The organism is Streptomyces griseoviridis, from assembly GCF_005222485.1.
Lineage (GTDB): Bacteria > Actinomycetota > Actinomycetes > Streptomycetales > Streptomycetaceae > Streptomyces > Streptomyces hintoniae.
In genome coordinates this window covers 6,135,595-6,147,370 of the sequence record NZ_CP029078.1, presented here as the reverse complement: position 1 = coordinate 6,147,370, position 11,776 = coordinate 6,135,595, and the positions used below count along the sequence as shown (strand labels likewise).

The following is an 11,776-nucleotide window of genomic DNA, read 5'->3' as shown; positions in this document are numbered from 1 at the left end:
GTTTCCTCCCGTTACTCAGGGTTGTCCGCGAGTGATCTCGCCGCCCGGACGCAGTGGGCGAGGGCCTGGCGCGCGTACTGCGGGGAGGCTCCCGCGAGTCCGCACGTCGGGGTGAGGGTGACCGCCTCCGCGAGCAGCCCCGGCCGCAGCCCCAGCCTGCGCCACAGCGTCCTGACCCCCATGACGCTACCGGCAGGGTCTGACAATGCCGTGTCCGTGCCCGGTACGACACCGACGAGAAGCCGGGTGCCGCCTTCGACGGCCTCGCCGATCGCGTCGTCGTCACGCTCGGTGAGGAGGGAGAGGTCGAAGGAGACGCCGGCCGCGCCCGCCCGGCGCAGCAGCGCGAACGGCACGTCGGGGGCGCACGAGTGGACGACGACGGGTCCGCCCGGGTGCGCGCCGACGACGTCGCGGAGGGTGGACTCGACGAGCTGCCGGTCGACGGCGCGGTGGGTGCGGTAGCCGCTGGCGCTGCGCACCCGGCCGGTGAGGACGGCGACGAGGGAGGGTTCGTCGAGCTGGAGGACGAGCTGGGCGCCGGGGACGCGGCGGGCGACCTCGGCGAGGTGCAGGCGCAGCCCTTCGGCGAGGGAGGCGGCGAGGTCGCGGCAGGCGCCCGGGTCGGAGAGGACGGCCTCGCCGTTGCGCAGTTCGAGGGCGGCGGCGAGCGTCCAGGGGCCGACGGCCTGCACCTTGACCTGGCCGGTGTGTCCCTGGGTGAACTCCTCCAGCGCGTCCAGGTCCTCGCCGAGCCAGGCCCTGGCCCGCTTGGTGTCCCGGCCGGGGCGGTCGCCGAGCCGCCAGCCGCTGGGCTCCACGCGCGCGTACAGCTCGACGAGCAGCCCCGCGGTGCGGCCGATCATGTCGGCGCCCGGTCCCCTGGCGGGCAGTTCGGCGAGGTGGGGGAAGTCGTCGAAGGAGCCGGTGACGGTTTTGGCGGTCTCCCGGGCGTCGCCGCCCGGCATCGAGCCGACACCGGTGGCGGGACCGAAGGTGAACTGGCTGTTGTCACTCACCCGGGAAGACTATGCGCCCGCGCGGGGGGCGGGGCACGGCGGGCGCCACCGGCCGCCGGGCGGACGCGGGCGCGTGGACAGTTCGGCGGGTGGGCGCGCGGTCAGCGCCCCGGGCGGACCGTCAGGTCGGTCACCTCCGCGTCCCTGGGCAGGTCGAGGGCGGTGAGGACGGTCGTCGCGACGGACTCGGGGTCGATCCAGCGGGCCGCGTCGTACGCCTTGCCCTCCTGCTGGTGGACCTTGACCTGCATGGGGCTCGCGGTGCGGCCCGGGTAGACGGAGGTGACGCGGACGCCGTTGCCGTGCTCCTCGTTGCGCAGCGCGTCGGCGAGCGCCTTGAGGCCGTGTTTGGAGGCCGCGTAGGCGGACCAGTCGGCGTGCGCGGCCAGGCCGGCGCCGGAGTTGACGAAGAGGACGTGGCCGCGGGCCGCGCGGAGCTGGGGCAGGAAGTGCCGGGTCAGCTCGGCGGGGGCGACGAGGTTGACGTTGAGCTGGTGGTGCCAGGACTTGGGGGTGAGGTCGCCGACCGGGCCGAGGTCGACGACGCCCGCGATGTGCAGCAGCGAGTCCACCCGCTCGGGCAGCGGCTGGTGGGAGAAGGCCCAGGACAGCTTGTCGGGGTCGGCGAGGTCGCCGACCAGGGTCTTCGCGCCGGGGAACGCGGCGGCGAGTTCCTTGGCGCGGCCGGCGTCGCGCGCGTGCAGGACGAGGTCGTCGCCGCGCGCGTGCAGGCGGTGGGCGACGGCCTCGCCGATGCCGGAACCGGCTCCGGTGATCACATGGGTTGCCATGCCGGCCATGCTCGCACCTCGCCGGTGGCGGCTACTGGATGCCCTGGCTCTCCTCCAGGAAGGCGAGCGCGCCCACCGGCTCCTCGGCGAAGAGGACCAGTTCGGTCAGGGGGCGGGTCAGGAACCCCTCGTCCTCCATGCGCTGGAACTGCTGCTTGAGGCCGTCGTAGAAGCCGTCGGTGTTGAGCACCACGACGGGCTTGTCGGTGTGCCGGTGCTTCTTCAGTTCCAGGATCTCGGTGGCCTCGTCGAGGGTGCCGGTGCCGCCGACCATGACGACCACGGCGTCGGCCTTCTCCAGGAGCAGCCGCTTGCGTTCGGCGAGGTCGGCCGCGATGACCATCTCGTCGGCGCCGGCGCGCGCCTTGGCGGCGAGGAAGCCGACGGAGACGCCGACCAGCCGGCCGCCCGCCTCCTGGGCGCCGTCGGCGACGACCTTCATCAGGCCCGTGTCGGAGCCGCCCCAGACGAGGGTGTGGCCGCCCTCTCCGAGGAGTTTCCCGAATTCGGCGGCGGGGCGGGTGTAGCGGTCGTCGAGGTCGGCGGCGGAGAGGAAGACACAGATACGCATGGGGTCACGGTACGGCGGAACATCCGGGGCCCCGCAGTCGTTTTCCGGGTATGGCCGAAGGACACACGATCACCATCGAACAGGGCACCCGGCGGGTCAGGGTCAGGCACGGCGACCAGATCCTGGCGGAGAGCGGGCGCCCCCTGCTGCTGAGAGAGACGGGCTGTCCGGTGCGCTACTACCTGCCGGCCGAGGACGTCCGCCTCGACCTGCTGACGCCGTCGGACACCCGCACCCACTGCCCCTTCAAGGGCGACGCCCGCTACTGGTCGCTGCCGGACGCGGCGGACCTGGTGTGGTCCTACCCCGAGCCGAAGCCCGGGGTGGCGGAGATCAAGGACCACCTGTGCTTCTACGAGGTCGAGGAGTTGGAGGAGGCGGCCTGAGCCGCGGGTCACGGGCGCGGGTGCGAGCCCGCGTCCGTGGCCTTCCGCCGTGCGGGGCCGGTCAGACGTCGGCGGTGGCCGCCCGCGCCGTCGTCGCGATCGTCGCCGACCCCACCACACGTGTGCCGTCGTACAGGACGATCGCCTGGCCGGGCGCGACCCCGCGGACCGGTTCGGTGAAGGTGACCTCCAGGGTGCCGTCGACGAGCGCCGCGTGGACCTCCGTCTCGCCGCCGTGGGCGCGCAGTTGCGCGGTGTAGGTGCCGGGGGCGATCGGGGCGGTGCCGCACCAGCGGGGGCGGACGGCGGTCAGCGCGCTGACGTCGAGGGCGGCGGCCGGGCCGACGGTGACGGTGTTGTCGACCGGGGAGATGTCGAGGACGTAGCGGGGCTTGCCGTCGGCGGCCGGGGTGCCGATCCGCAGGCCCTTGCGCTGGCCGATGGTGAAGCCGTAGGCGCCCTCGTGCGAGCCGACGACCGTGCCCGACTCGTCGACGATGTCGCCCTCGGCCTTGCCCAGCCGGTTCGCGAGGAAGCCCTGGGTGTCGCCGTCGGCGATGAAGCAGATGTCGTGGGAGTCGGGCTTCTTGGCGACGGCGAGGCCGCGCCGTTCGGCCTCGGCGCGGATCTCGTCCTTGGTGGTGAGGGTGTCGCCGAGCGGGAAGAGGGCGTGCGCGAGCTGCCGCTCGTCCAGGACGCCGAGGACGTAGGACTGGTCCTTGGCCATGTCGGAGGCGCGGTGCAGTTCGCGGCTGCCGTCGGCGCGGGTGACGACCTGGGCGTAGTGGCCGGTGCAGACGGCGTCGAAGCCGAGGGCGAGCGCCTTGTCGAGGAGCGCGGCGAACTTGATCTTCTCGTTGCAGCGCAGGCAGGGGTTGGGGGTGCGGCCGGCCTCGTACTCGGCGACGAAGTCCTCGACGACGTCCTCGCGGAAGCGTTCGGCGAGGTCCCAGACGTAGAACGGGATGCCGATGACGTCGGCGGCACGGCGGGCGTCGCGGGAGTCCTCGATGGTGCAACAGCCCCGGGCGCCCGTGCGGAACGACTGGGGGTTGGCCGAGAGCGCCAGGTGGACGCCGGTCACGTCGTGACCCGCGTCGGCCGCGCGGGCGGCGGCCACGGCGGAGTCCACGCCGCCCGACATGGCGGCGAGGACGCGGAGGGGACGGGAACGCTGCGGGGTGTCAGTCATAGCCCTTCCAGGGTAAGGGCGGTCGGGAACCGGATCTCGCGGATATCCGTTGTGGATCACATGGGGGCGACGAAGAAGGACACGGACCGGCACCTCGGCCGGCGCGGGCTGCTGATCGGCGGCGCCGCGGCGGCGCTCGGCACGGCCGCGCTGGCCCGCGACGAGCTGGCCCGGCTGTGGGGGCGGCTGCCCGGTCCCCGCACGCCGCGGGTCGAGGGCGCGGTGGACTTCAGGGGCGCGCTGTGGACGGCGGCGTCGTCGGGGAACTTCCGGTGGGCACAGCGGCCGGACGACTACCGGATAGACCGCGTGATCATTCATGTCACGCAGGGCAGCTACCAGAGCGCGGTGCGGGTGTTCAAGGACCCGTCGCACCAGGCCGCCGCGCACTACATCGTGCGCAAGGACGGCCGGATCACGCAGATGATCCGGGAGCTGGACGTGGCGTTCCACGCGGGGAACCGGTCGTACAACGAGCGGAGCGTGGGCATCGAGCACGAGGGTTTCGTGGACCGTCCGCAGGACCTCACGGACGCGATGTACGCGGCGTCGGCGCGGCTGACGGCGGGGATCTGCGCGCGGTACGGCATACCCGTCGACCGGCGGCATGTGATCGGGCACGTGGAGGTGCCGGGGACGGACCACACGGACCCGGGTCCGCACTGGGACTGGAAGCGGTACATGAAGCTCGTCCGCGAGGCGAAACGTGACGCAGATCACTCGAAGGCGGAGTTGTGAGCGGGCTCCGAGAACCATGTGTCCGACTCGTCCCGCGCCCGCCGGGTGAGCAGCGGCACCGCAATTCGCCCAGCTAGCAAGAGCCCGGCGCTTCCAGGGTGATCGCACGGCGGTCCTGGCCCGCTGCCGGCTCCGTCCCCACCATCGGCCGGTACGACACCTCCGACTTCATGATGGCGCCCTTGATGGCGACGGAGAGCCAGGGCCCGTCAGGTCAGGCCCGCGGCGCGGGCGCGTTCCACCGCCGGGCCGATCGCCTTGCCCACGGCCTCGACGTCGGCCGGGGTCGAGGTGTGGCCCAGGGAGAAGCGCAGGGTGCCGCGGGCCAGGTCGGGATCGGTGCCGGTGGCCAGCAGGACGTGGCTCGGCTGGGCGACGCCCGCGGTGCAGGCGGAGCCGGTGGAGCACTCGATGCCCTGGGCGTCGAGCAGCAGCAGCAGCGAGTCGCCCTCGCAGCCGGGGAAGGTGAAGTGGGCGTTGGCGGGGAGCCGGTGGGCCGGGTCCCCGCCGAGGATCGCGTCGGGCACCGCGCCCCTGACCGCCTCGACGAGGCTGTCGCGCAGGGCCCCGATCTCGCGGGCGAACCACGCGCGCCGCTCGGCGGCGAGCCGGCCGGCCACCGCGAAGGAAGCGACCGCCGGGACGTCCAGGGTGCCGGAGCGCACATGCCGTTCCTGGCCGCCGCCGTGCAGGACGGGGACGGGGGTGTGCTCGCGGCCCAGCAGCAGCGCGCCGATGCCGTAGGGGCCGCCCACCTTGTGCGCGGAGACGGTCATCGCGGCGAGCCCCGAGGCGGCGAAGTCGACCGGGACCTGGCCGAACGCCTGGACCGCGTCCGCGTGCAGCGGGACGCCGAACTCGGCGGCGACGTAGGCGAGTTCACGGACCGGCAGGATGGTGCCGATCTCGTTGTTGGCCCACATCACGGTGGCCAGGGCGACGTCGTCGGGGTTGCGGGTGATGGCCTCGCGCAGCGCGTCCGGGTGGACCCGGCCGTGGCGGTCGACCGGCAGGTACTCGACGGTGGCGCCCTCGTGCTCGCCGAGCCAGTGCACGGCGTCGAGGACCGCGTGGTGCTCGACGGGGCTCGACAGAACGCGGGTGCGGGCCGGGTCGGCGTCCCTGCGGGACCAGTACAGGCCCTTGACGGCGAGGTTGTCGGCCTCGGTGCCGCCGGAGGTGAAGACGATCTCGCTGGGGCGGGCGCCGAGCGCCTCCGCCAGCGTCTCGCGGGACTCCTCGACGGTGCGGCGGGCCCCGCGGCCGGAGGCGTGGAGGGAGGAGGCGTTGCCGGTGGTGCCCAGGTGCGCCGTGAGGGCCTCGACGGCCTCGGGGAGCATCGGGGTGGTCGCGGCGTGGTCGAGGTAAGCCATGGTGGGCCCGAGTCTACGGCGCCGCACCGGCCGGTCCGTGGGGCAGGTCGGCGGCGCCCCGTCGTCCGCGGGGCGGCCGGTGCGGGTCACAGGCTCCAGGAGACGGTGTCGCTCCACTGCATGGCGGCGACCAGGACCAGCAGGTCGGCCACGCCGAGGCCGAGGCCGAGCAGGGCGCGGCCCCGGCGGGCGGTGCCGCGCCAGAGGGCGACGCCGGCCAGCGCGATGGCGATCGGGCCGAGGAAGACATTGAGGACCAGCAGGCCGAGCAGGCCGAGGACGAAGGACGCGACGGCCATGCCGTCGGCGTCACGGGCGCCGGCCCGGCGGCCGGCGGCGGGTGCGGTGAGGTGCATGACGGATCAGCTCCCGACGGTCGGGGGTGGGATGGGAACGGTCGGTGCGCGCGGCGGGTCCAGCCGGGGCGACCTGCGGGCCCCTGGGGACCGCGGGTCAGCGCGCCGTCGTCGAGGTCGACGCGGCACGGCGGCGGCCGTGGCGTTCGCGGACCGCGAAGACGACGAGCCAGACGCCGATGACGGCGGCGGCGGCCAGGCTGACGGGGACGGGCGCGTGGGCGACGGTGCCCATGACGATGCCCAGCAGGAGGAGAGCGGCGACGAGGAACAGCATGGGAAGGAGTACCCCCTCCGAGACGCCTCGGGCGTCTCTCGTGTCATGTCGGTGAACGAATGCGGTAACAGTTGTTCACTGACTACCCAGTCTAGCGCGCGGGTCACTTCCCCAAGAGGGAGAACAGTTGTTAACTGGATGACATGAGTCACACGCTCGGCGTCCGGCAGGCCCAGAAGCGGAGGACCCGGCAGGCGCTCCTGGACGCGGCGCTCGGACTGCTGGCGGAGCAGAGCCTGAGCAGCCTGGGGCTGCGCGAGGTCACCCGGGCCGCCGGGGTCGCCCCGACCGCCTTCTACCGGCACTTCCGCTCCACCGCCGACCTCGGGGTGGCGCTGGTCGAGGAGGCCCTCGACAGCCTGCACCCGATGATCGGGACGACGGTCTCGCCCGACGACGACAGCGACCGCCGCATCGCCCGCGCGGTCGCCCTGATCGCCGGCCATGTGGACGCCCATCCCGCGCACGTCCGCTTCGTCGCGCGCGAGCGGCACGGCGGGGTGCAGCCGGTGCGGGAGGCGATCGGGGAGCAACTGGCCCGGTTCGCCGGGGAGGTGAAGGCGGAGCTGGCCAAGGACCCGCACGCGGCGGGCTGGAGCGACGACGACCTGCTGATGCTGGCCCACCTCTACGTGGACCAGATGCTCAGCACGGCCTCCCTCTTCCTGGAGACCCCGCGGGACGCGCCCGGGGAGCGCGAGCGGGTGGCCCGCCTCGCGGCCCGGCAGCTGCGGCTGATCAGCACCGGACGCGCCCACTGGCTGGACTGACCGGGACCGGCGGCGGGGCGGCCCTCCCCCGGGCGGCGGGCCAACCGCCCCCGCCCCGGCGTCAGTTCGCCGTGGCCTGCCTGCTGGGGGCCCCGCTCGGCGCGGCACCGCCCTGACCGCCGCCGGGGCCGCCGCAGCCGCCGCCCTGCCCGCCGGGACCCCCCTCGCCGCCGCCCGGACCGCCGGACGGCATGCCCGAGGGGGCACCGCTCGGCCGGGCGGAGGCATCGCCGGTGGGGGCGCCCGAGGGGGCGCCGCTGGGCCGGGCGGAGGCGTTGCCGGTCGGCATGCCGGAGGGCGGCGCGCAGGACTGCCCCTGCCCGGAGCCGCCTCCGCTCGACGAGGACGACGAGTCGCCCGAGCCGCAGGCCGCCAGGGCCAGGGGCGAGAGCGCCAGCAGGGCCACGGCGGAAAGGAGACGCGCACGCTTCATGAGGAACAGCTCCAGGGACGATGAGGGGGGCTTAGACCGGCACTCAACCAACGGCGCTTAGGCGGGCGTTGGGGCTGCTCTGTGGGCGGCCTGTCAGCGAGGCAAAGGGACCTTCAAGTGCCGTCTGCGACCAGGCACTTCACGCCCGCACCGGCCCGCCGACCGGTACAGCTCCGTGACAGGACGTCCGCCCACGCGGGCCCAACTCACCTCACTGCGACCGCCGTTCGCGGCACCCTCCGCGGATACCGTCACCTCCCGTGGGGGAACCTCACAGGCGACGCACCCCCGGACAGGAAGGCCCGCCATGGACGCCATCGACCCCCGACCGCTCTACGCCCGCGCCACCGAGCAGACCGCCGCGGTGATCAAGGCGGTGACGCCCGAGGTGCTCGCCGGTCCCACGGCCTGCGCCGAGTTCGACGTCCGGACGCTGCTCGCGCACATCGTCGGCGGCACCCTCAGGATCGCGGTGGTCGGCGAGAACGGCGACGGCGGCGGGGTGCGGGCGCTCGCCGAGGGGGTGCCCGACGACGGCTGGCCCGCCGCCTTCGACGAGGTCAGGGTGCGGGTGCTGCGGGCCTGGGAGAGCGACGAGCGGATGGCGGCGCCGGTGCGGGCGCCGTGGGGTGAGGTGCCTGGCCGGGAGGCGCTGCCCGGGTATGTGATGGAACTGGTCGCGCACACCTGGGACTTGTCCGACGCCCTCGGCCACCCGGTCGAACTCGACCCGGTGGTGGGCGAGTTCGCGCTCGCGTCGGCGCGGCAGATGCTGCCGGAGGACCGTGAGGGCTCGGGCCTGCCGTTCGCGTCGGCCCGGCCGGCCCCCGAAGGGGCCGACGTCTACGGCCGGTTGGCGGCCTGGCTCGGCCGGGAGCCGGTCAGCCGAGCCTGACCCGGGCGAGCTGGCGGGACTGCGCGACCAGCCGGTCGTCGCTGTCCCAGACCTCGGCGTCCTCCTCCAGGAAGCCGCCGGCGAGGTTGCGGGTGGTGATGGAGACCCGCAGCGGTCCCGGCGCGGGGCGGCGGCGGACGTGGACGGTCATCTCGACCGTCGGGACCCAGCCGGACAGGCCGATCTCGAACGCGGTGGGCGGCAGCGCGTCCACCGCGAGCAGCAGCGAGAGCGGGTCGGCGTCCCGGCCGTCGGCGAGCGCGAACCAGGCCCGCATCTCGCCCCGGCCCGAGGGGGCGCCGACCGCCCAGCCGAGCGTCGAGGGGTCGAGCCTGAGCCGCAGCCGGTCGGCGATGGGCGAGCTGACGGAGCCGGGCGCGGGTCCGTCCTCGGCGCCGACGCACTGTTCGAGCGGCGGCATCGCCGGGGGCTCGGCGGTGGTGCGGACGTCGTCGGGGAGGGCGTCGAGGTCGCCGTAGGAGGCGAGGACGCGGATGCGCTCGACCTCGGTGCCGTCGTCGTCGTACTGGACGAGGGAGGCCTGGCCGGTGGAGAGGGTGCGGCCGGTGCGGACGGTCTCGGTGCGCACGACGGCCGGCCCCGGGCGGGACGCGGTGAGGTAGTGCGCGGAGATCGTGAACGGGTCGGCGTGCGGCAGCGTCTGTCCGAGGGCGCGGCCGATGACGGCGAGGAGGTAGCCGCCGTTGACGGCGTTCATGATGGTCCAGCCGGCCGAGAGGTCGATGTCGTGGACACCGGGCCCGCGCGGGACGAGGGCGGTGTCCCGGTCGAACTCGCTGTCGCCGATCGCGGCCCGGACGGCGGGCGCGGAAGCTGCGTCTGACATGCCCGAACCGTACAACAAGGCATTACTAAGCGGTAGCTTTCACCCGTGCGGCCCGTGCCCTGTCAGGCCGGGAGCCGCGCGCCCCTGAGACCCGGGCGGCCCCGAGCCCCGTGCGGCCCCCGGGACCTGCGGGACCCCCAGGGCCCGTGCGCCGCGCGGGGTTCGACCTCGGTGAGGGACCGGCAATTTCTTGGTAAGTGTCCCCACCCGCCCGAAACCGGGCCCTCCGCGTCCCCCTCTACCGGGACATGAGCCTCACCGGGACTCCGTTCCTCTACCTGCTGATCGTGCTGTTCGCGATCGCACTCGCCCTCCCCCTCGGCCTCTGGTCCCGCCTGCGCGGCCCCAGGACCCTGCGAGCCGCGGCCCGGACACTGATGCTGCTGTTCGCCCAGGGCACCGCGGTCGCCCTGGTCTTCGTCCTGGTCAACAACGCCAACAGCCTCTACGACAACTGGGCCGACCTGCTCGGCACCGGCGACCACGTGCGGCGGGCCGCCGATCTGGGCGCCGACGGCACCGGCGGGATAGCGCTGGAACGGCTGCCCAAGGTGCGCCAGACCTTCACCCCCGCGACCGGTCCAGGCATGGCCGGTGTCCGCGTCACCCAGCTGAAGGGCCGCGTCTCCGGGGTCGACGCCGAGGTCTACGTCTGGCTGCCGCCCCAGTACGACGAACCGGCCTACCGGCACCACGCGTTCCCCGTCGTGGAGCTGCTGCCCGGCTACCCCGGCTCGGCGAAGGCGTGGTTCGGGTCGATGGACGCCACCCGGCAGCTCGCCCCGCTGATGCGCGACGGCCGGATCACGCCGTTCATCCTGGTCGCGCCGCGCACCAACCTGCTGGCAGGCGTGGACACCGGCTGCGCCAACATCCCCGGCACGGTCGACGCCGACAGCTGGCTCAGCGTCGACGTGCCGCGCATGGTCCTCGACACCTTCCGCGCCGAGCCCGCGCCCAGGGGGTGGGCGGTGTCCGGGTACTCGGCGGGCGGCCACTGCGCCACCAAGCTGGCGATCGCGCACCCGGACCGCTATCTGGCCGCCGTCAGCATGTCCGGCTACAACGACCCGATCGGCGAACGCGCCTCGCTCGCCGCCCAGACGCCCGCGCTGCGCGCGGCCAACAACCCCTACCTGCTGCTGCGCGGGGCCGCCGCGCCGCCCCGCATCGCGCTCTACCTCTCCGGCCAGCCGCACGACGGCTACGAGGCCGCCGTGGCCCTGGCGCAGAGCGCGAAGGCGCCGACGACCGTGCACGTGGTGTACGTCCCGAAGAGCGCAGGCGGGCACACCATGGCGCTGTGGCGGCCGCAGGTGGTGCCGTCGTTCCAGTGGCTCACCCAGCAGATGGGCGGGCGCCGGGCGGCCGGCGGCGCTACTCCTCGCGCACCGTCGAGCGGCGGTTCCACGCACGCGGCGCTCGCCAGTGGTACCGCATCGCGAGCAGGCGCAGGGCGAAGGCGGTGACGGCCGCGAAGCCGCCGGTGAGCGGGGTGAGCACGTCGTAACGGATGCACAGGACGGCCATGGTGGCGCCGACGATCGCCGGGACCGCGTAGAGGTCGCGGTCCCAGCGCAGCAGCGACGGCACCTCGTTGGCGAGCACGTCCCGCAGCACACCCCCGCCGACGGCGGTGGCCAGGCCGAGGACCGCGGACGAGGTGAGGCTGAGCCCGTACTCGTACGCCTTCGTCGTCCCGGCGACGCAGAACAGGCCGAGGCCCGCCGCGTCGAAGACGTTCACCCCGGCCTGGATGCGCTCCACATGGGGGTGCAGGAAGAAGACCAGGAGGGCGGCGAGCAGCGGGGTGAGGAAGTAGCCGAGGTCGGTGAAGGCGGCCGGCGGCACGGCCCCGATGACCAGGTCGCGGAAGAGTCCCCCGCCCAGCGCGGTGACCTCGGCGAGGACGGCGATGCCGAACACGTCGAAGTTCTTGCGGACCGCCAGCAGCGCGCCGGAGATGGCGAACACGAAGATCCCGACGAGGTCGAGGGTGTGCTGGACGGAGGGATTGAAGAGTTGCGGGAGCACCCCCGTATTCTCACCCGGGAACCGGAACGGACCGTTCGGGGGCGGGAATCCCGGCGGCCCGTCGGCCCGGCTTTCCCGACTTTCGTAGCCGAGG

15 protein-coding genes are annotated in these 11,776 nt (G+C 74.0%); 5 read left to right on the top strand and 10 right to left on the bottom strand.

Going from position 1 to position 11,776, the window contains the following annotated elements; all coding sequences use genetic code 11:
- Positions 1-11: 11 nt before the first annotated feature.
- The 3 genes from DDJ31_RS26725 to DDJ31_RS26715 form a co-directional block, all read right to left on the bottom strand.
- A complete protein-coding gene (locus DDJ31_RS26725) occupies positions 12-1,019 on the bottom strand; it encodes a methionine synthase (protein ID WP_127177825.1) in 1,008 nt (335 codons plus the stop codon).
- 101 nt (positions 1,020-1,120) lie between these two features.
- Positions 1,121-1,819 carry an SDR family oxidoreductase gene (locus DDJ31_RS26720; RefSeq protein ID WP_127177826.1) on the bottom strand — a complete coding sequence of 233 codons (699 nt, stop codon included), beginning with the start codon at positions 1,817-1,819 and terminating at the stop codon, positions 1,121-1,123.
- Positions 1,820-1,841: 22 nt separating this feature from the next.
- On the bottom strand, positions 1,842-2,381 hold the full coding sequence (locus tag DDJ31_RS26715; protein WP_127177827.1) for a TIGR00730 family Rossman fold protein: 540 nt from the start codon (positions 2,379-2,381) through the stop codon (positions 1,842-1,844).
- 50 nt (positions 2,382-2,431) lie between these two features.
- Between DDJ31_RS26715 and DDJ31_RS26710 the strand changes: the two genes are divergently transcribed.
- A complete protein-coding gene (locus tag DDJ31_RS26710; RefSeq protein WP_127177828.1) occupies positions 2,432-2,767 on the top strand; it encodes a DUF427 domain-containing protein in 336 nt (111 codons plus the stop codon).
- Positions 2,768-2,828: 61 nt separating this feature from the next.
- Here DDJ31_RS26710 and mnmA read toward each other — a convergent pair whose 3' ends face one another.
- Positions 2,829-3,959 carry a tRNA 2-thiouridine(34) synthase MnmA gene (mnmA, locus tag DDJ31_RS26705; protein WP_127177829.1) on the bottom strand — a complete coding sequence of 377 codons (1,131 nt, stop codon included), beginning with the start codon at positions 3,957-3,959 and terminating at the stop codon, positions 2,829-2,831.
- Between the two features lie 60 nt (positions 3,960-4,019).
- Here mnmA and DDJ31_RS26700 point away from each other — a divergent pair, with 60 nt between their 5' ends.
- Positions 4,020-4,697 carry an N-acetylmuramoyl-L-alanine amidase gene (locus DDJ31_RS26700; RefSeq protein ID WP_127177830.1) on the top strand — a complete coding sequence of 226 codons (678 nt, stop codon included), beginning with the start codon at positions 4,020-4,022 and terminating at the stop codon, positions 4,695-4,697.
- Between the two features lie 209 nt (positions 4,698-4,906).
- Here DDJ31_RS26700 and DDJ31_RS26695 read toward each other — a convergent pair whose 3' ends face one another.
- From DDJ31_RS26695 to DDJ31_RS26685, 3 genes are all read right to left on the bottom strand, one after another.
- On the bottom strand, positions 4,907-6,070 hold the full coding sequence (locus DDJ31_RS26695) for a cysteine desulfurase family protein (RefSeq protein ID WP_127177831.1): 1,164 nt from the start codon (positions 6,068-6,070) through the stop codon (positions 4,907-4,909).
- 86 nt (positions 6,071-6,156) lie between these two features.
- The gene (locus DDJ31_RS26690) at positions 6,157-6,426 is read right to left on the bottom strand and encodes a DUF4190 domain-containing protein (RefSeq protein ID WP_127177832.1); all 270 of its coding nucleotides are present in this window, start codon (positions 6,424-6,426) and stop codon (positions 6,157-6,159) included.
- A 97-nt stretch (positions 6,427-6,523) separates the two neighbouring features.
- Positions 6,524-6,703: a hypothetical protein gene (locus DDJ31_RS26685; RefSeq protein ID WP_127177833.1), complete on the bottom strand. Its 180-nt coding sequence runs from the start codon at positions 6,701-6,703 to the stop codon at positions 6,524-6,526.
- A 143-nt stretch (positions 6,704-6,846) separates the two neighbouring features.
- Between DDJ31_RS26685 and DDJ31_RS26680 the strand changes: the two genes are divergently transcribed.
- Positions 6,847-7,473 carry a TetR family transcriptional regulator gene (locus DDJ31_RS26680; RefSeq protein WP_127177834.1) on the top strand — a complete coding sequence of 209 codons (627 nt, stop codon included), beginning with the start codon at positions 6,847-6,849 and terminating at the stop codon, positions 7,471-7,473.
- A gap of 61 nt (positions 7,474-7,534) precedes the next feature.
- Here the strand turns inward: DDJ31_RS26680 and DDJ31_RS26675 are convergent, their stop codons facing one another.
- A complete protein-coding gene (locus DDJ31_RS26675) occupies positions 7,535-7,906 on the bottom strand; it encodes a hypothetical protein (RefSeq protein WP_127177835.1) in 372 nt (123 codons plus the stop codon).
- Between the two features lie 307 nt (positions 7,907-8,213).
- Between DDJ31_RS26675 and DDJ31_RS26670 the strand changes: the two genes are divergently transcribed.
- The gene (locus DDJ31_RS26670; protein WP_127177836.1) at positions 8,214-8,801 is read left to right on the top strand and encodes a TIGR03086 family metal-binding protein; all 588 of its coding nucleotides are present in this window, start codon (positions 8,214-8,216) and stop codon (positions 8,799-8,801) included.
- On the opposite strand, the gene DDJ31_RS26665 is transcribed toward DDJ31_RS26670, so the two are convergent.
- Positions 8,788-9,648 (bottom strand): thioesterase family protein, encoded by an 861-nt coding sequence (locus DDJ31_RS26665; protein WP_127177837.1) that lies wholly within the window; start codon positions 9,646-9,648, stop codon positions 8,788-8,790. The genes DDJ31_RS26670 and DDJ31_RS26665 overlap by 14 nt on opposite strands.
- A gap of 248 nt (positions 9,649-9,896) precedes the next feature.
- Here DDJ31_RS26665 and DDJ31_RS26660 point away from each other — a divergent pair, with 248 nt between their 5' ends.
- Positions 9,897-11,117 (top strand): alpha/beta hydrolase, encoded by a 1,221-nt coding sequence (locus tag DDJ31_RS26660; RefSeq protein WP_127177838.1) that lies wholly within the window; start codon positions 9,897-9,899, stop codon positions 11,115-11,117.
- Here DDJ31_RS26660 and DDJ31_RS26655 read toward each other — a convergent pair.
- Complete coding sequence (locus DDJ31_RS26655) at positions 11,026-11,682, bottom strand: trimeric intracellular cation channel family protein (protein WP_127177839.1); 657 nt, start codon at positions 11,680-11,682, stop codon at positions 11,026-11,028. The two genes, DDJ31_RS26660 and DDJ31_RS26655, sit on opposite strands and share 92 nt — an antisense overlap.
- Positions 11,683-11,776: the final 94 nt, after the last annotated feature.